The organism is Collinsella sp. AF15-51 (assembly GCF_003462845.1).
In the GTDB taxonomy this organism is placed as follows: Bacteria; Actinomycetota; Coriobacteriia; order Coriobacteriales; family Coriobacteriaceae; genus Collinsella.
This window is the reverse complement of record NZ_QRYG01000003.1, coordinates 147,696-167,078: the sequence shown is the minus strand read 5'-3', so window position 1 is coordinate 167,078 and position 19,383 is coordinate 147,696. Positions and strand designations below refer to the sequence as shown.

General features: G+C 60.8%; 14 protein-coding genes. 13 read left to right on the top strand and 1 reads right to left on the bottom strand.

The features are described 5' to 3' along the window. Positions 1 to 66: 66 nt before the first annotated feature. The 3 genes from DWW51_RS02900 (at position 67) to DWW51_RS02890 (ending at position 3,361) form a co-directional block, all read left to right on the top strand. A complete protein-coding gene (locus DWW51_RS02900; RefSeq protein ID WP_117773470.1) occupies positions 67 to 1,263 on the top strand; it encodes an MFS transporter in 1,197 nt (398 codons plus the stop codon). A 154-nt stretch (positions 1,264 to 1,417) separates the two neighbouring features. Next, positions 1,418 to 2,794 carry an alpha-amylase family glycosyl hydrolase gene (locus tag DWW51_RS02895; protein WP_117773468.1) on the top strand — a complete coding sequence of 459 codons (1,377 nt, stop codon included), beginning with the start codon at positions 1,418 to 1,420 and terminating at the stop codon, positions 2,792 to 2,794. Between the two features lie 3 nt (positions 2,795 to 2,797). Next, positions 2,798 to 3,361 (top strand): uracil-DNA glycosylase family protein, encoded by a 564-nt coding sequence (locus DWW51_RS02890; RefSeq protein ID WP_117563776.1) that lies wholly within the window; start codon positions 2,798 to 2,800, stop codon positions 3,359 to 3,361. Position 3,362: 1 nt separating this feature from the next. On the opposite strand, the gene DWW51_RS02885 is transcribed toward DWW51_RS02890, so the two are convergent. Next, positions 3,363 to 4,034, bottom strand: coding sequence for a hypothetical protein (locus DWW51_RS02885; protein ID WP_117773466.1), 672 nt, complete (start codon positions 4,032 to 4,034; stop codon positions 3,363 to 3,365). Between the two features lie 93 nt (positions 4,035 to 4,127). Between DWW51_RS02885 and DWW51_RS02880 the strand changes: the two genes are divergently transcribed. From DWW51_RS02880 to rpsG, 10 genes are all read left to right on the top strand, one after another. Continuing rightward, positions 4,128 to 5,264, top strand: a complete 1,137-nt coding sequence (locus DWW51_RS02880) for a pyridoxal phosphate-dependent aminotransferase (RefSeq protein ID WP_117773464.1) — start codon at positions 4,128 to 4,130, stop codon at positions 5,262 to 5,264. Between the two features lie 503 nt (positions 5,265 to 5,767). Continuing rightward, a complete protein-coding gene (gene rplJ, locus DWW51_RS02875; protein WP_055250258.1) occupies positions 5,768 to 6,289 on the top strand; it encodes a 50S ribosomal protein L10 in 522 nt (173 codons plus the stop codon). Between the two features lie 102 nt (positions 6,290 to 6,391). Next, positions 6,392 to 6,769 (top strand): 50S ribosomal protein L7/L12, encoded by a 378-nt coding sequence (rplL, locus tag DWW51_RS02870; protein ID WP_006235005.1) that lies wholly within the window; start codon positions 6,392 to 6,394, stop codon positions 6,767 to 6,769. Positions 6,770 to 7,083: 314 nt separating this feature from the next. Continuing rightward, positions 7,084 to 7,992, top strand: coding sequence for a UTP--glucose-1-phosphate uridylyltransferase (locus DWW51_RS02865; protein WP_117773462.1), 909 nt, complete (start codon positions 7,084 to 7,086; stop codon positions 7,990 to 7,992). 350 nt (positions 7,993 to 8,342) lie between these two features. After that, a complete protein-coding gene (locus tag DWW51_RS02860) occupies positions 8,343 to 11,771 on the top strand; it encodes a DNA-directed RNA polymerase subunit beta (protein ID WP_231501555.1) in 3,429 nt (1,142 codons plus the stop codon). A 6-nt stretch (positions 11,772 to 11,777) separates the two neighbouring features. Next, on the top strand, positions 11,778 to 16,253 hold the full coding sequence (locus DWW51_RS02855) for a DNA-directed RNA polymerase subunit beta' (RefSeq protein ID WP_187361807.1): 4,476 nt from the start codon (positions 11,778 to 11,780) through the stop codon (positions 16,251 to 16,253). A gap of 386 nt (positions 16,254 to 16,639) precedes the next feature. Beyond that, a complete protein-coding gene (locus DWW51_RS02850; RefSeq protein WP_187364957.1) occupies positions 16,640 to 17,158 on the top strand; it encodes an RNA polymerase sigma factor in 519 nt (172 codons plus the stop codon). Beyond that, entirely contained in the window at positions 17,109 to 18,185 is a 1,077-nt protein-coding gene (locus tag DWW51_RS02845) for a DUF4179 domain-containing protein (RefSeq protein ID WP_117773458.1), read from the top strand. The genes DWW51_RS02850 and DWW51_RS02845 overlap by 50 nt, the downstream gene beginning before the upstream one ends. A gap of 270 nt (positions 18,186 to 18,455) precedes the next feature. Beyond that, entirely contained in the window at positions 18,456 to 18,833 is a 378-nt protein-coding gene (rpsL, locus tag DWW51_RS02840; RefSeq protein WP_006235012.1) for a 30S ribosomal protein S12, read from the top strand. A 74-nt stretch (positions 18,834 to 18,907) separates the two neighbouring features. Continuing rightward, on the top strand, positions 18,908 to 19,381 hold the full coding sequence (gene rpsG / locus DWW51_RS02835; RefSeq protein ID WP_006235013.1) for a 30S ribosomal protein S7: 474 nt from the start codon (positions 18,908 to 18,910) through the stop codon (positions 19,379 to 19,381). Positions 19,382 to 19,383: the final 2 nt, after the last annotated feature.

The window sequence follows — 19,383 nt, the reverse complement described above, 5'->3', positions numbered from 1 at the left end:
CTGACGGATGCGGGGCCGTTGCTATATAATCGCCCATCGCTCAAGACAATCGGAGAGGGTTCCTACATGACTCAGGCAAGACAAGATGGCATCTCGCTCAAGCAGTGGCTCCCGCTTATCGGGCTCGCCTGCTGTGCGTTCGTATTCAACACGTCGGAATTCATGCCCATTGGCCTTCTGATTGATATTGCCGCATCGTTCTCGCTCACCGAGGCCCAGGCAGGCATCATGATCTCGGTCTATGCTTGGGGCGTCATGCTGCTGTCGCTGCCGCTCATGGTGTTTGCCTCACGTTTTGAGTTCAAACGGATGCTGTTGGGCGTGCTTGCCGTGTTTTCGCTGGGCCAGTTCCTGTCCGCCGTGGCGCCCACCTATCCTATTTTGGTCTGCGCGCGCCTGGTGGTCGCCTGCGCGCATGCCGTGTTCTGGTCGGTCGCCTCGATCATGGCTTCGCGCCTGGTCGACACCCGCCATGGGGCGCTCGCCATTAGCATGATCGCCACGGGCTCGTCCATCGCGCAGATTTTTGGCCTGCCGATCGGCCGCGCCATCGGGCTGGCCGTGGGCTGGCGCATGACATTCGCCGTGGTCGGTGCCTTCTCTGCCGCCGCGGTGGTGTACCAAGCCGCGGTGTTTCCGGCTATGCCGGCGGGTGAGCGCTTTACCGTCAAACAGTTGCCCGTGCTGCTCAAGAACCCGTTCCTGATCGCGCTCTACGCGGTCACGGTCTTTATGGCAACCGGCTATTATGCGGGTTACAGCTATATCGAGCCGTTCCTGGCGCAGGTCGCGCACGTCGACGCAAGCGCTATTACCATGACGCTGACGGCGTTCGGCTGCTCTGGTCTGCTCGGAAGCTGGCTGTTCGGCCGTCTGTTCGATGGGCATCGCTTCCCGTTCTTGGCTATCACGCTCTCCGGCGTGCCGGTGGCTCTGCTGCTCATGGGTCCGGTTGCACCGTCGCTCGTCGCCGTTCTCGCTGTTTGCGCGCTATGGGGCTGCTGCGCCACGGCCTTTAACGTGGCGTTTCAGGCCGAGCTCATCAAGTACACACCGGCGGATTCGTCGGCCGTCGCCATGTCGATCTTCTCGGGCCTGTTCAATCTGGGTATCGGCACGGGCACCGCAATCGGTGGCGCCGTGGTTTCGGGTCCCGGTATCGCTTGGATTGGCTTCGCGGGCGGGGCGATTACCGTCGTGGGCGTCATCCTCGCCATCACGGTGCTGTTCCCGGCCATACGCCGCGCAAAGCCCGTCGCCTAATCACGTCCCCTCATCAGCTGCGGTGGAATAGCTCCTGTTTAAGGCCTCTGAAGGCCCAAGCAGGAATTATTTCACCGCAACTTATTTTGGGGGAGGGGATACGCGGCGGGCATACAATGGATGTCGTTGCGTGAAAGCTTGCCGGGAGGTTGCTATGTGGGCATACGAGACGACGTTCTATCAGATCTATCCGCTGGGCTTTTGCGGAGCTCCGCGCGAAAACGCCGCGCCCGTTGCCGAGGATGAGCTCGCCCAGGCTGCCAACGCTGCGCCCAACCCCGATGCGCCCATCATGAAGATCGCCCAATGGGCCGACTACCTGCAAAAACTCGGTATTGGCGCTGTGCTGATTAACCCGCCGCTCGAGTCTGATAGCCACGGCTACGATACGCGCAGCCTGCGCCATATCGACCGCCGCCTGGGCGGGGATGCCGATTTTGCCGCCGTATGCGAGACGCTGCACGCCCATGGCATCCGCGTGGTGCTCGATGCCGTCTTCAACCATGTGGGCCGTGGCTTTTGGGCCTTCCGCGATGTGCAGGAGCGTAAGTGGGACTCGCCGTACAAGGATTGGTTCCACATCAGCTTTGACGGCGATTCCTGCTATGGCGACGGCTTTTGGTACGAGGGCTGGGAAGGCCATTTTGAGCTCGTGAAGCTCAACCTGCAAAACCCCGCCGTGGTCGATTACCTGCTCGAGTCCGTGCGCCGCTGGGCCGAGGTCTTTGGCCTCGACGGTCTGCGCCTGGACGTTGCCTATATGCTCGACCGCGACTTTATGCGTCGCCTGCACGCCTTTACCCGTGAGCTCAAGCCCGACTTTGTGCTGATCGGCGAGACGCTTCACGGTGACTACAACCAGATCGTCAACGACGAGATGCTCGACTCCTGCACCAACTACGAGTGCTACAAGGGCCTGTACTCCAGCTTTAACTCGGTCAATATGTTCGAGATCGCGCATTCGCTGCATCGCCAGTTTGGCGGCGATCCGTGGTGCATCTACCGCGGCAAGCACCTGCTGTCGTTTGTCGACAACCACGACGTGCCGCGCCTGGCAAGCATCCTCACCGACAAGTCGTGCCTGCGTCCCGTCTATGGCATGCTCTTTGGCATGCCGGGCATTCCGTGCGTCTACTATGGCAGCGAGTGGGGGATTGCCGGCGAAAAGGGCGGCCCCGATGGTGACTGGGCGCTGCGACCTGCGCTCGATGAGCCTGCGCCCAACGAGCTGACGGCGTTCATCACGCAGCTTGCGCACCTTCGCTCGGCCGATGACGCGGCGGCCTGTGCTCTCAACTACGGTGCCTATCGCAACGTGGTGATCCAGAACAAGCAGCTGCTGTTCGAGCGCGCCTGTGATGACGCGACGGTGCTCGTGGCGGTGAACGCCGTGGGCGAGCCTTACACCTTTGGCGCCGGCGAGCTCAACGGGTCCTTTGTCGACCTGCTTGCCGACGATGCGCCCACGGTCGAGCTGACGGGTACCCTTGAGCTTGCACCCTACGAGGTGCGCTATCTGTTGAGAGCCTAGCCCATGGCCGTGTCTGACGAGGACTATCAACATATTGAGCATGGGTTTGAGCCTGTGTTCGACCAGCGCTCGCGCGTTTTGGTGCTGGGGTCGTTTCCCTCGGTGCTCTCGCGTGCAAATGCCTTTTATTACGGCAACCCTCAGAATCGCTTTTGGCGTGTGATGGCTGCGTGCCTCGGTGTGCCTGTGCCGCCCAACGAGGGCGATCCTTTGGCAAGCGGTGAGCCCGCGACGCTCGATGCCTCCATTGCTGCCAAGCGATCTATGCTGCTGAACGGCGGCGTGGGCCTGTGGGATGTGATCGAGAGTTGCGACATTAAGGGCTCGAGCGACGCGAGCATTCGCAACGTTGTGCCGGCACATATCGAGCGCATTACCGATGCCGCGCCGATCGAGGTCGTTGTCTGTAACGGCGGTACGGCAGGGCGACTCTACAAACGCTACTTGCAAGATCGGACGGGGTTGCCCGCCGTCGTCCTGCCCTCGACAAGTCCTGCCAATGCCGCCTGGCGACTGGAGCGTCTTGTCGAGCGTTGGCACGAAGCCGTTGACTGGGCTGTTATTTAATTTAGATTTTTGTTTGAGCGTGGGCGCCCAGACGTTTCAGAACGCCTCGCCAGATCGGCGCGGGCACGGCTGGCTCGGCGCAAACCATGCCGTCGGCGTCGACGTTGGCGGCATTGCCGCCGCCAAGTCGCTGTGCATGCTCGACGGAGCAGCCCATGCGCACGGCGCCCACGAGCTTGTCCATGGCCTCCGAAAACGGTCGCCGCAAGAGTCCCATGCGCGGGGAATGGCGAAGCGCTGCGATGCCGCTGCCGGTACAGGCGACAACGCCGCCGCACCATGACAGCCCACGAAGGTCGCACGCCGCTCGCAGACGCACGACGAGCTCGTGTGCTCGCTCCAGGCCGCCGATGTCGGCCTGGGCAACAACGTAGGCACGCGTCCCTGCGCCGCCAAAGCGGTCGAGCACCTGCTCAATGGGCGCCATCGCTTCATCATTGGGTGCATCTTCAACGGCGAACACAATGCCATCGGCGGTACCGGCAACGCTGCCGGCATCATCCGCCTCCAAGTCGACTGGATGGGGGAGTGCGGTGCCGGAAATCTGTGCATAGGCGGCGATGGCATCCTGCAGGTCCCAGAGCAAAAACTCAAGATCGGCGCTCTTGGGAATACTGATATACGCAATGGTTTGCAGCGTTTTTGGTACATCGCCGCGTGCGGTCGTCTCCATGCCGCCTTCTTTCCGGTTGGTTTCCGTTTAGGTTACACCGTCCGGCGGCGTCCCGCCGCGCTATCCTAGTGCAACCCTTACGAAAGGAACGTCATGCGTCTGCCCATGAACACCTCGCTTGCCACGCTTAAGCCCTCCGGTATCCGCCGGATCAACGCGCTCGCCGCCCAGCATCCGGGGTGCATCGCGCTCGCGCTAGGTGAGCCCGATTTTCCCACGCCCGATGTGATTAGCGCCGAGGTGACTGCTTCGTTGGACCGCGGCGACACGCACTATCCGCCCAACAACGGTCGCCCCGCCCTGCGTGAGGCGTTATCTGCCTACATGGGGGACGCGGGCCTTATGTTTTCGGCCGACGAGGTCATCCTGACCGACGGCGCGACCGAGGCCCTGTCGGCAACATTTATGGCTATGCTCAACCCCGGCGACGAGGTCATTATTCCCACGCCGGCCTTTGGCCTGTACGAAAGCATCGTTGTGGCCAATCACGCCAAAGCGGTCTTTTTGGATACGGGGCCTGCGCAATTTCAGATTGACGAGGATGCGCTTCGCGCCTGTGTGACCCCGGCGACCAAGGCCATCGTTATCTGCTCGCCCAACAATCCCACGGGCTGCATTCTCAACGCGGCATCGCTCAACGCCGTGGCGCGCGTAGCGGAGCAGTCGGGCATCTACGTGGTCTGCGACGACGTGTACAACCGTTTGGTCTATGTGGATGGTTACGAGCGTTTTGCCCAGCGACACCCGGAGCTGCGCGAGCAGACGGTGATCATCGAGAGCTTCTCCAAGCCCTGGGCCATGACCGGCTGGCGCTTGGGCTGGCTCGCCGCTACAACCCCCGTCATCGCCGAGATCGCAAAGGCCCACCAATACCTAGTATCGAGTGCCGTCTCCTTCGAAATGGACGCCGCCCGCACGGCACTCACCGTGGACCCAACCCCCATGCTCGAAGTCTACCGAGCCCGCCGCAAACGAGTTCTTACAGCCCTCAACAACATGGGCCTCGACGTAGTGGAACCAGCCGGCGCCTTCTACACTTTTCCGAGCATCAAAAAGTTCGGACTAACCAGCGAAGATTTCTGCATCAAAGCCATCAAAGAGGCAAACGTAGCCCTAGTCCCGGGCGACTGTTTCGGCACCGAAGGCCACATCCGCCTAAGCTACTGTGTCTCCGACAAAGACCTTGACGAAGGCCTAAATCGCCTGTCCACCTTCGTTTCAACCTTGTAGCCCAACGAGATCCAAACCATCAGCCCACCGACATAAGGGTTATGCGTGGGGCGCGTCGCTCAACGGGCGCGAGGATTCGCAGCAAAGTTACCGCAGCTCCGGTCCGAGGGGCCGGGTTGAGATTTTCGTAGATTCCGCACGAGCCGAAGGCCACTTAATGTGGCCTTCGTGCGAGCCAGGACTTGACCGAGCGAAAATCTCAACCCGGCCCCTCGGACCGGAGCGTATGCAGGGTTTGTGTACGAATCCTCGCGCCCGTTGACCGACGTCGGGGTCCCCGCCATAATACTTTCGGTTCACGCACGAATCCGCTGCCAGAGACAGCCGGCGCAAACGGGCATCGCCCGCGAGCTTAATGGGAAATCCCGCCAGCCGAGGTGGTCGAGTAGATATGTCTTCTCGCCCCCGTCGCTCATGCAGCGCGGGGGCTTTCTTTTTGGACATGCCCCCGTCACGTCCTTGTGGCGGACCGTGCCCGGAAAGAATTCGAGGAGGTGTAATTCATGCCCCAGCAGTACAAAATCGACAAGGTTGCAGAGATCGAGTCCCGTATCGCCGAGAACGCCGGTCTGTTCGTCGTCAACTACAACGGTCTGACGGTTAAGCAGGCTCAGGAGCTGCGTCATCAGCTTCGCGAGTGCGGCGCCGAGATGAAGGTCTACAAGAACAACCTGGTCAAGATCGCTCTCAAGAACCAGGAGCAGCCCGAGATCGACGAGATCCTCGCGGGCCCCGTCGCTTATGTGTTCTACGAGACCGAGCCGGTCGAGGCCGCTAAGGCCCTTAAGGACTTCTCCGCTAAGTCCAAGGGCGTCCTTGAGATCAAGGGCGGTATCTCCGACGGCAAGGCCGTTTCCGCTGATGATGTTAAGGCTATCGCCGAGCTGCCCACCAAGGATCAGCTTCTCGGCCAGATCGCCGGCCTCATCTCCGGTTTCGCTCGCGACATCGCTGTCTGCGTCAACGGCGTTTCCTCTGGTCTCGCTCGTTCGATCCAGCAGGTCTCCGAGCAGAAGGCAGCCTAGTTGCTGTTTTCACCCGCGGCGGCAACGCCGCACCCCTGGCGCATTCGCGCCGTGTTTTAACTGATCTCCGTGCATCCGCACGGAAACCGAAAGGACTTAGAAATGGCTAAGCTTACCACCGATGAGATCATCGATGCTCTTAAGGAAATGACCCTTCTCGAGGCTTCCGAGCTCGTTAAGGCTATCGAGGACACCTTCGGCGTTTCCGCCGCTGCTCCTGCCGCTGTTGTCGCCGCTCCCGCTGCTGGCGCTGCTGAGGCCGAGGAGAAGACCGAGTTTGACGTCGTGCTCGAGGGCTTCGGCGACAACAAGATCCAGGTCATCAAGGCCGTCCGTGAGCTCACCAACCTTGGCCTGAAGGAGGCCAAGGAGGTCGTCGAGGGCGCTCCCAAGGCTGTTCTCGAGGGTGCCAAGAAGGAGGACGCCGAGGCTGCCAAGGAGAAGCTCGAGGCTGCTGGCGCTGCTGTCACCCTCAAGTAATCAGGCTTTCTCGCCAGATTTCTTTGCAGACGGGGTTCGCATTGCGAGCCCCGTCTTTTTTGTTTTTCGGTCCCTCGGCATCGGTTGCTCAAACTGCCATGTTCTGTGATTTGCGTCGTATCGGGTGCCCTGCCGTTGGGCAATAAAATTGCACCATTCGAGCAATAATTTGCGTTGACCTGCTGAAGAATTGTCTCTGCCTTGTAGCGACATATAGTTCCAGCGGTAAGATGCTTGGGTATCGCAATTTGGTCTGCGGCTGTGTGCCGCACGCATGGGGCGCTTTTGCGCCTGCGAAAGGATCTTTGAATAACATGAAGGCAATCATCCCCGCCGCCGGTCTTGGCACGCGTTTTCTGCCTGGCACCAAGTGCACGCCCAAAGAGATGCTGCCGGTGCTCGACAAGCCCGTCATTCAGTACGTCGTCGAGGAGGCGCTCGAGCCCGAGGAGGTCGACGATGCCATCATCGTTACTTCTCCCGGTAAGCCCGAGCTACTGAACTACTTCCAGCCCGACCGTTCGCTCGAGAACCTGCTGCGCGAGCGCGGCAAGAACGCCTATGCCGATGCTGTCGCCCACGCTGGCGGTATGCCGGTCGACTTCCGTTATCAGTACGAGCCCAAGGGCCTCGGCCATGCTATTCGCTCTGCTGCCGACGCCGTGGCAGGGGAGAACTTCCTGGTTCTTCTGGGCGACTACGTTGTGCCTAACCGCGATATCTGCGACAAGATGCTCGCCGTTTCCAAGGAGCACGGTGGCGCTTCGGTTATCGCCGTCGCTGCTTGCTCGCCCGAGGAAGTCAGCCGCTACGGTGTTATCGCCGGCGAGCGCGTCGGTTCGCTCGAGGGCGCCGAGGACGTTGCCGATGCCGAGCCGGGCGCTGTTTGGCGTATCGGCGGTCTGGTTGAGAAGCCCGCTCCCGAGGCTGCTCCGTCCAACCTGTACATCGTCGGTCGCTACCTGCTGAGCCCGCTGGTCATGGACCTGCTGGCAGATCAGCAGGCCGGCAAGGGCGGCGAGATCCAGCTCACCGACGCCATGGCCCGTTCGCTCGACCGCGAGGCCATGTATGCCGTCGTCATCGACCCGCTGTCGGGCTACGACACCGGCACTCCCTCTGGTTGGATGGCCACTAACGCCCTCATGGCTGCAAACGACCCCCGCTTTGCCGATGCCTTCTGGGACGCCATCGACGAGCGCGGCGGATTGATGCGCAAGTAAGCCTTCGGGCACCGACATTTACGGGCGTGGACCTCGGTTCGCGCCCGTTTTTTATAAGAGCTGCGATTGCCGGCTCTCTGTTCACAGAAAATATATGAACAGATGTTCGATACACATACATCTACCTGCGTGTTTTCTGTCGAAAAACTTTGCTACTCCAAAAACTCAATCGCGTCAAGGCTTTTCTTGCCCAACGGTCGGTACCTGATAAACTATTAGGTTGCGATAACTGGCGAAGCTATGCCTCGCCAACCCACCGAGCATTTCCGTGAAGGAGGAAAAACCTGGTGACCTACGCATACACTGCCACTGAGCGCAAGCGCGTCAGCTTCGGGAAAATCCCGGAGGCCATGGAGCTCCCCAACCTTATCTCTGTTCAAAGGGAATCCTTTGAGCGTTTTAAGGATGAGGGCCTTCGTGAGGCGTTCAAGGAATCCAGCCCCATCCAGAGTCAGAACCATGTTCTCGAGGTTACCTTCGGCGAGCATCAGTTCGGCGACCCCGCGCACACCGTCGAGGAGTGCCGCGAGAAGGATATGACCTATCAGGCTCCGCTTCTGACCGACGTCCGTCTCACCAACAAGGAGACCGGCGAGATCAAGGAGCAGCTCGTCTTCATGGGCGACTTCCCCATGATGACCGATCAGGGCACCTTCATCATCAACGGTACCGAGCGTATCGTCGTCTCGCAGCTCGTCCGCTCCCCGGGCGTGTACTACAGCTCCGAGATGGATTCGGGCAAGCAGATCTACAAGGCCCAGATCATCCCGTCCCGCGGTGCCTGGCTTGAGTTTGAGGTCGACAAGCGCGACCAGCTCATGGTCTCCATCGACCGTAAGCGCAAGCAGAGCGCCACGATGTTCCTGCGCGCCCTTGGCATCGCCGTCACCAACGATGACATCATCGAGCTGCTTGGCAACTCCGATGTGATCAAGCGCACCCTGGAGCGCGACACCGCCCTTACCCGCGAGGACGCCCTCATCGAGATCTACCGTCGTCTGCGCCCGGGCGAGCCTCCCACCGTGGACGCTTCCCGCAGCCTGCTCGAGGGTCTGCTCTTTAACCCGCAGCGCTACGATCTGGCCCGCGTCGGTCGTTACAAGGTCAACAAGAAGCTCAACCTCACCACCGAGGAAGAGGTCACGGTGCTCACCGACGAGGATATCGTTGCGACGCTGCGCTACCTGCTGTCCCTCGCTGCCGGCGAGCAGGGCTTCAAGGTCGACGACATCGACCACTTTGGCAACCGCCGTATCCGCACCGTTGGCGAGCTCGTCGCCAACCAGTTCCGTATCGGCATGAGCCGTATGGAGCGCGTCGTCCGTGAGCGCATGAGCTCCCAGGACATCGACGAGATCACCCCGCAGTCGCTCATCAACATCCGCCCGATCGTGGCCTCCATCAAGGAGTTCTTCGGTTCCTCGCAGCTCTCGCAGTTCATGGACCAGGCGAACCCCCTGACCGGTCTGACCCACAAGCGCCGTCTGTCCGCACTCGGCCCTGGTGGTCTTGCCGGCCACAAGTCCGGCTCCAGCCGCCGCACCAACGTGCCGACGGCCGTCCGCGACGTTCACAACTCGCACTACAGCCGCATGTGCCCGATCGAGACCCCCGAAGGCCCCAACATCGGCCTGATCGGCTCGCTCGCCCTCTACGCCCGCGTCAACGAGTACGGCTTCATCGAGGCCCCGTTCCGTCGCGTCGAGAACGGCGTTGCCACCGACCAGATCGACTGGATGACCGCTGACGAGGAAGAGAAGCACGTCATCGCGCCGGCCAACACGCCGCTCGATCCCAAGACCAACGAGTTCATCACGACCGATGCCGAGGGCAAGCTTGTCCGCCCGCACACCGTGATCGCCCGTACCCGCGACTTCGACGGCTCCTTCGGCGCTCCCGCCGACGTGCCCGTCGAGGACGTCGACTACATGGACGTCTCGCCGCGTCAGATGCTCTCCGTCGCAGCCACGCTGATTCCGTTCCTTGAGCACGACGACGCCAAGCGTACGCTGATGGGCGCTAACATGCAGCGTCAGGCCGTGCCGCTGGTTCACCCCGCCGCTCCCTATGTCGGTACCGGCATGGAGTGTCGCGCCGCTCTGGACTCCGGCGAGGTCACCCTGGCCAAGAATGCCGGCGAGGTCATCTTTGCCGACGCCGCCAAGATCATCGTCAAGCATGCCGGCGGCATGGACGAGTATCACCTGGCCAAGTACCAGCGCTCCAACCAGTCCACCTGCATCAACCACCGTCCGCTCGTGCGCGTCGGTGACACCGTTGAGCAGGGCGAGCCCCTGGCCGACGGTCCTTCGACCGATCATGGCGAGCTTGCACTGGGTCAGAACCTCACCGTGGCATACATGCCGTGGGAAGGCTTTAACTACGAGGACGGTATCGTCGTGTCCGAGCGCCTGGTGGCCGAGGACCTGCTGACGACCATCAACATCACCCGTCACGAGATCGACGCCCGCGACACCAAGCTCGGCCCCGAGGAGATCACCCGCGAGATCCCGAACCTCTCCGAGGACATGCTTGCCAACCTCGACGAGGACGGCATCATCCGCATCGGCGCCGAGGTCGGCCCTGGCGACATCCTGGTCGGCAAGGTCACGCCTAAGGGCGAGAGCGCTCTGACCGCCGAGGAGCGCCTGCTGCGCGCCATCTTCGGTGCCAAGGCCCACGACGTCCGCGATACCTCCCTTAAGATGCCTCACGGCGCTTACGGCCGCGTCATCGATGTCGTCCGCTTTAGCCGCGAGAACGGCGACGACCTGGCCCCCGGCGTCAACGAGCAGGTGCGCGTCTACGTCGCCCAGCGTCGTAAGATCCAGCAGGGCGATAAGATTGCCGGCCGCCACGGCAACAAGGGTGTTATCTGTAACGTTCTGCCGGTCGAGGACATGCCCTACATGGCTGACGGTACCCCGATCGACGTTATCCTCAACCCGCTGGGCGTTCCTTCGCGTATGAACGTCGGCCAGCTGCTCGAGTGCCACCTTGGCTGGGCTGCTGCCTGCGGTTGGGATACCGAACAGGCCGACTCCGACAAGTACGTCCCCGGTCCGTTCTTCACCGCCACGCCCGTCTTCGACGGCGCCAAGGAGGACGAGATCGCCGAGGTCATCCGTCGTGCCAACAAGAACATGCTCAACAAGGCCACCGCTGCCTTTGGCGATCACATGCGCCCCGAGTTCGTCACCCAGCTTGACGAGCGCGGCAAGACCCGTCTGTTCGACGGCCGCACCGGTGAGGAGTTCCGCGAGCCCATTACCGTGGGTACGTCCTACATCCTCAAGCTCGGCCACATGGTCGACGACAAGATCCACGCCCGTTCGACCGGCCCTTACAGCCTGGTTACCCAGCAGCCTCTGGGCGGCAAGGCCCAGTTCGGCGGCCAGCGCTTCGGCGAGATGGAAGTTTGGGCACTGTACGCTTACGGTGCTTCCAACGTCCTGCAGGAGATCCTGACCGTCAAGTCCGACGATACCGTGGGCCGCGTCAAGACCTACGAGTCCATCGTCAAGGGCGAGAACGTTCCTGTCCCGGGTATCCCCGAGTCCTTCAAGGTTCTCGTCAAGGAGATTCGCTCCCTCGCACTGGACATCGAGCCCATGCACGATGCCGACGAGGACGCCTCCGCCCCTGTGACCGCCGAGGAGACCTCCGCTCTCGACGACCTGGCTGCGCTCGCCGGCGTTGACGCCGACGTCGAGGCCCAGGATGCCGAGACCGCCGAGGCGCCCGAGGCTGTCGCCGCCACGACCACTGATAAGGAGTAGTTGACTGTGGCAGATTTCGAAGCTACTGATTTTGACTCGGTAAAGATCTCCCTTGCCTCCGCCGACCAGATCCGTTCCTGGTCGCACGGTGAGGTCAAGAAGCCGGAGACCATCAATTACCGTACCCTCAAGCCCGAGAAGGACGGCCTGTTCTGCGAGAAGATCTTCGGTCCCGCCAAGGACTGGGAGTGCTCCTGCGGCAAGTACAAGGGCATCCGCTTTAAGGGCATCGTCTGCGAGCGCTGCGGCGTCGAGGTCACCTCGGCCAAGGTGCGTCGCGACCGCATGGGCCACATCGAGCTCGCCGCTCCCGTGTCCCACATCTGGTACTTCAAGAGCCCCACGAGCTTCCCGATGAGCCGTATGCTCGACATCAAGTCCAAGGACCTCGAGAAGGTTCTGTACTTTGCCAGCTACATCATCACCGAGGTTGACTACGAGGCTCGCGAGGCCGACGCTGACGACCTGCGCGAGGAGCTCGCCGCCGATCTGGAAGAGATCGATGCCGAGTGCGCCCGCCAGATCGAGTCCCTCAAGGAGCAGGGCGACCCCGAGAACTTTGACGAGTTCTCCGACGAGGAGCCGCTGACCCCCGAGGAGATCGCCTCTGGCATCGTCGACATCGAGGAAGAGTGCAAGGACGAGAAGCAGCTCCGCACGGACGCCTTCAACGCCTTCATGAAGCTCACCGAGCGCGACCTCATCTCCGATGAGCCGCTGTTCCGCGAGATGACCCGCTACTACTCCATGTACTTCAAGGGTGGCATGGGTGCCGAGGCCGTCCGCGACCTGCTCGCTGCCATCGACCTCCCCTCCGAGGCCGAGAAGCTCAAGGCCATCATCGCCGACGAGGATTCCCAGAAGCAGAAGCGCGAGAAGGCCGTTAAGCGCCTCGAGGTCGTTGACGCCTTCCTGAAGGGCGGCAACAGCCCCGCGAACATGATCCTGGACGTCATCCCGGTCATTCCGCCCGATCTGCGCCCGATGGTCCAGCTCGACGGCGGTCGCTTTGCCGCGTCCGACCTCAACGACCTGTATCGTCGCGTGATCAACCGTAACAACCGACTCAAGCGCCTGCTCGACCTGGACGCCCCTGCGATCATCGTGAACAACGAGAAGCGCATGCTCCAGGAGTCCGTGGACGCCCTGTTCGACAACGGCCGTCGTGGTCGCCCGGTCTCTGGCCGTGGCGGTCGCCCGCTCAAGTCGCTCGCCGAGGCCCTCAAGGGCAAGCAGGGCCGTTTCCGTCAGAACCTGCTGGGTAAGCGTGTCGACTACTCCGGCCGTTCGGTTATCGTTACCGACCCCAAGCTGCTGCTGCACCAGTGCGGTCTGCCCAAGACCATGGCGCTGGAGCTCTTCAAGCCCTTCGTCATGAAGCGCCTGGTCGAGCTTGGCAAGGTCGAGAACATCAAGGGCGCCAAGCGCGCTATCGACCGCGGTGCCACCTTTGTGTGGGATATCCTCGAAGAGGTCATCGACGGCCGCGTCGTGCTGCTCAACCGCGCACCGACCCTGCACCGTCTGTCCATCCAGGCCTTTGAGCCGGTTCTGGTCGAGGGCAAGGCTATCCACCTGCACCCGCTGGTCTGCTCGCCCTTCAACGCCGACTTCGACGGCGACCAGATGTCTGTCCACGTGCCGCTGTCCAGCCAGGCTCAGGCCGAGGCCCGCGTGCTCATGCTCTCTGCGAACAACCTGCGCTCGCCGGCATCCGGCAAGCCGGTCAACATCCCCTCGCAGGACATGATCATCGGTGTGTACTACCTGACCCAGGTCCGCGACGGTCTGCCGGGCGAGAACCACGTGTTCGCCAGCTTCGACGACGCGCTGCACGCCTATGACTGCCGCTCCGAGGTCGACATGCAGGCCAAGATTCAGGTCCGCGTGTCCGCTGCCGACGCCAATGTCATCAACGAGGACGGCACCCGTATCTTCCGCGTCAAAAACGGCAAGAACGAGTTTGTCGACTACGACGTCACCGGCAACAAGACCGCGCGCTTCGAGACCTCCATTGGCCGCATCATCTTCAACCGCCAGTGCCTGCCCGAAGACTATGAGTTCATGAACTACAAGATGGTCAAGGGCGACGTGGCCAAGCTGGTTGCGGACTGCTGCGATCGCTACCCCGAGGCCAAGGTCGGCCCGATCCTCGACGCCATCAAGTACTCCGGCTTCCACTACGCTACCCGCGCCGGCCTCACCATCTCGGTGTGGGACGCTCTCATCCCTGCCGAGAAGCAGGAGCTGCTGGACCGCGCCCAGGCCAACGTCGACCAGATCAACGAGTACTTCGAGGAGGGCTTCATCAACGAGACGGAGCGCCACATCGAAGTCGTTAACGAGTGGACCGCTTGTACCGATAAGGTCGCAGCGCTCATGCTCGACTTGTTCGACGAGGAGAACCCGCTCTACATGATGGCCGACTCCGGCGCCCGTGGTTCTAAGACCCAGCTGCGTCAGCTCGGCGGCATGCGTGGCCTGATGGCAGACATGTCCGGCGAGACGATCGACCTTCCCATTAAGGCGAACTTCCGTGAGGGCCTGCTGCCGCTCGAGTACTTCATTTCGACCTACGGCGCCCGTAAGGGCCTGGTCGATACCGCATCCCACACCTCGGACTCTGGTTACCTGACCCGTCGTCTGGTCGACGTGGCCCAGGACGTCATCGTCCGCGAGGAGGACTGCGGTACGCACGAGGGCGTCACCTACAACCTCATCATCCCCGGCACCACCGACCTCAACACCGACCTCGTCGGCCGTTGCTTCATCGAGGACGTCGTGGCTCCCGATGGCACCGTGCTCTTTGAGCAGGACGGCTACATCGAGAAGGTCGCTGACATCCAGAAGATGGTCGATGCCGGCCTTAAGAAGGTCAAGCTTCGCGCGCTGCTCACCTGCCGCTCCAAGTACGGCGTGTGCCAGAAGTGCTACGGCTGGGATCTTTCCACCCGTCGTCCGGTCGCCATCGGTACCGCGGTCGGCATTATTGCCGCCCAGTCCATCGGCGAGCCCGGTACGCAGCTTACGATGCGTACCATTCACTCCGGCGGCGTCGCTGGCGTCGACGATATTACGCAGGGTCTGCCTACGGTCAGCCGTATGTTCGATATCGTCGGCAACGTCAACGAGAAGATCCTGGGTCGCGAGGCCGAGCTGGCTCCGTACTCCGGCCACCTCTCGATTAAGCCCGAGAAGTCCGAGTACGTGCTGACGCTCACCGACTCCGAGGATCACACCCGTGTCCTCGACGAGCGTCGCGTCCCCGCTTCGGTGCGCTTCATGCCCGAGATCGAGGACGGCTGCGAGGTTCGCGCCGGCGACCAGATCACCAAGGGCTTCGTTAACTTCCGCAACCTGCGCAAGCTGACCGACATCGAGTCGACGATGCACACCTTCGTCGAGAGCGTCAAGGACGTCTACACCAGCCAAGGCGTCGACCTGAACGACAAGCACATCGAGGTGCTCGCACGTCAGATGCTGCGTCGCGTTCAGATCACCAACCCCGGCGACTCCAAGTACCTACTTGGTCAGTACGTCGACCGCTACGAGTTTGCCGACGAGGTCGAGCGCGTTGCCCGTCTGGGCGGTCAGGCTCCCGTGGCCGAGCCCGTCATCCTGGGTACGCTCAAGGTCGCGTCCAACATCGACTCCTGGCTGTCGAGCGCTTCGTTCATCCGTACCGCTGGCGTCCTTACCGAGGCTGCCATCGAGGGCAAGGTCGACCACCTGCTCGACCTTAAGTCCAACGTCATCGTCGGTAAGAAGATCCCGGCTGGTACCGGCCTCAAGCCGTACGCCAACGCCAAGCTGACGTATCGCACGGCCGACGGCTACGTGGACATCGACGGCCCGGCTTCGCCCAACGCCAAGTCGCTGCCCGAGTGGGCTCCTGTGGAGCTCAAGGACCTGGACGAGCAGCTCCCGCAGCAGCTCGACTGGGCCGGCTACGACGAGTTCGGTGGTGCTGACGGTTCGTTCACCCGCAACGGCCACACCATCTCCGCCGAGAAGGCTCGTCTGTACCTGTTCGACGACCTGGGCGTGTCGCAGCGCTGGACCAACAAGTTCAGCGAGGTTGGCATCGAGACGGTCGGCGACCTGGTTGGCAAGTCCGAGGAGGATCTGCTGCGCATCGATGGCATCGGCGCCAAGGCGATCGAGGAGCTCCGTGACGGCCTCGAGGCCCACGACCTGCTCTACATCCTCGAGAACAACGACGACGTTGCCGACGAGGAAGACCTCTCGCAGCTGCTGCAGATGGTCTTTAGCCCCGACGGTCCGGACGACATCCTGCTGGGTACCTCCGCTCCGACGCATCACGCCGACGCCGACGAGGAGCTCCTGGGCGCCCCGATCGACGACAAGAAGGCTCCCGCCAACGGCGCGATCAACGAGGACATGGCTTCCCTCGACGAGCTGCTCAACCAGCTCGTGGACACCGACGACGCCGAAGAGGCCAAGGACAACGACGAGGAATAATTTCCTAGTACGTTAACCGCCCTTCCAAAGACCCGCTTCCCAACAGGGGAGCGGGTCTTTTTTTGGTGAGGAACGTTGCCCCGACGAGCACGTCGGATTCCCGGAACGGGCGGCCCGCTGTTAAAGTTTGTCGCGAGTTCCGCACGCAAAGGAAAGCACTTAATGTGCTTTCCGTCTTGTGCAGGACTGTAGAGCAGCAAACTTAAACAGCGGGCCGCCCGTTCCGGGAATCCGCCCCCGCGCACAGAAGGGGATTCCTTTTGCCAATAAGGGACAGGTTTATTTTGGTCGGTTTTTCATGCTTGAATTTGAAACATTTCGCCCGACAAGAGCGTATCTATGGTGAGGGCCTCATCGAGAACCATTAATGTCACCGGGAGGTGATTATGGAAGAACAAGCTTTTAGACAGGCGGTCGAAGACCACCGGGATGTCGTGTTTCGGATCGCATTGACGTATCTGCGTGATCGCGCTGACGCCGACGATGTCGCTCAAGACGTCTTTCTTAAGTTGCTCAAAAGCGACGCGCAATTTGAAAACTGGGAGCATCTTCGTCGATGGCTTATCCGGGTCACGATCAATGAATGTAAATCTCTCTTTCGAAAGCCGTGGAGGCGCGTGGAGGATATTGAGAATCTGGCCGATTCGCTTTCGACGGCGCAGGAGGAGACCAAGGCGGTCCTGTCAGACGTTATGCGACTTCCGGAGCGATTCCGTATTCCTATCGTGCTCTATTACTATCTGGGCTTCTCGACTTCAGAAATTGCCGAGTTACTGCATGTGCCAGCCGCGACCGTTCGAACGCGTTTAGCTCGCGGCAGATCGAAGCTCAAGTTCATCCTAGAGGAGGGCGACCGTGAAATCCAACCAGATCAAGCAGGCCTTCGAGTCCGTCCAAGCCGATAGCGATCTTGCTGACCGTGTTCTTTATGCCGCTGCTGGCGAGCCGCTTCGCCGAAAGGGTCACGCGAAGCCTCTGTATGTTGCCGTAATCGGATGTCTTGCCGGAGTGCTGGCGACCGGAGGGGTCGCCTACGCTGTTGTCAATTCCAGTTATTTTGCCTCTGCCTGGGGAAACCATGGCAACGGAGAGTCCGTTACCTGGACAAATGGCGGCTCGTCGGGGACGAAATATACCTACACCAGAGAGTTTGGTGATGGTATCGCGCCTCAAAGCCTGGAGGGTGCAGTCCAGAAGGTCAATCTGTCCGTCGAGGGCAACGGCTATACGCTCGACATTCATGAGATGGCAATCGACGAGAACGGTTGCGGTGCTGTGACGTTTACATTGTCCAATCCGAATGGCGTTAACTACTACAAGCCGGCGGCAGAGCTTGGCGAACTTGTTCTCTATGGTGAAGAAGAAGGGGGCGTCAGTACACCCAGCATGAACTTCGGCGAGGAATGGGCTGATACACGCTGCACCATTGATAAAGACACATCAAGCGACACGGTCATTAACGGCACGATGTACTTTGCATCTTGGAATCGCGATCGAGATTTACGACATGCGGTCACCTGGAATATCAGTTGGACGGAGGGCAAAGGTGAGGATGCGAAGGTGATCGAGGTATCGACGCCAGAGTTTAACGTCGGAGCGCACGTCGATACAAAAGAACTCCGCTCCGATGACTCGCCTCTCGAGATCAGTCCGTTTTCCATCCAGACGCACATCGATGATCTGGGCTATGAAGCAGTTGATCATAAACTGACCGTCACCTACAAGGATGGGTCAGAGCAGATTATCGAAGATGACGACGCAGGGGCGTACAATTTCTATGTTTCGATGGCGCGCAATAGCGGAGAGAACATCTGGGTTCCGGCAAGGCTCATCAATGTCGATCAGGTTGTATCGGTAACCCTTGAGGGAACGAGGTGCACATCAACAGGAGAGACCGAAACAGAAGTACCCTTTACCATCGTCTACTCGTAAGACTTGAGGCCGCTTCCCACTAGGGGAAGCGGCCATTTTTGCGTTACATGGACGGCTGGAATGGGCACTTGCGCACAGGCGGGGATTCCTTTTATGGAGGCTTTGCGGAAATATAGCTATTTTGGGATACGCCCGGCGGCGTGGTCTGTTGACGACACAGCTAACGGCACGTATCCTATCGAACTGCGTGTTTCGTAGGGGGATGCTGACCCCTCGATTCAAGCCGTTGCACTTTACAGAAAGCTGGAATCATTCGAGAAGGAGTACGCTTTGCCTACTATTAACCAGCTGGTTCGCCAGGGCCGTCGTTCCGTGCCCAAGAAGTCCAAGAACGCTGCTCTGCAGCACAACTCCCAGAAGCGCGGCGTGTGCACCCGCGTCTTCACCACGAGCCCCAAGAAGCCGAACTCGGCTCTTCGTAAGGTTGCCCGTGTTCGCCTTGTCAACGGCATCGAAGTTACTGCTTACATCCCGGGTGAGGGCCACAACCTGCAGGAGCACTCCATCGTGCTCGTCCGCGGCGGTCGTGTCCGTGACCTCCCTGGTGTCCGTTATCACGTCATCCGTGGCGCCTACGACGCTGCTCCGGTCCAGAACCGTATGCAGGCCCGTTCCAAGTACGGTGCTAAGCGCCCCAAGGCTAAATAAGCCAGATAACGTTTTGATACTTTCGCCGTGTGCCGTCTTGAGCGCCGCACGGTAGACACTTAAGGAGATTTCACATGCCGCGTCGTGCAGCAGCTAATCGTCGTGAGGTTCAGCCTGACGCCGTTTACAACAACCGCCTGGTGACTCAGCTCATCAACAAGGTCCTTCTTGACGGCAAGAAGGCCACCGCTGAGCGCATCGTTTACACCGCATTCGAGATCGTTGCCGAGAAGTCCGAGGGTGGCGACGCTCTCGCTACCTTCAAGAAGGCTATGGACAACGTCAAGCCCACGCTCGAGGTTAAGCCCAAGCGTGTCGGTGGCGCTACCTATCAGGTCCCGATGGAGGTCAACTCCCGTCGTTCCACCGCTCTTGGTATCCGCTGGATCGTCAACTTCTCCCGCGCTCGCAAGGAGAAGACCATGGCCGAGCGTCTCGCCAACGAGATCCTCGACGCCTCCAACGGCCTGGGCGCTTCCGTCAAGAAGCGCGAGGACGTCTTCAAGATGGCCGAGGCCAACCGCGCGTTCTCTCACTATCGTTGGTAAGT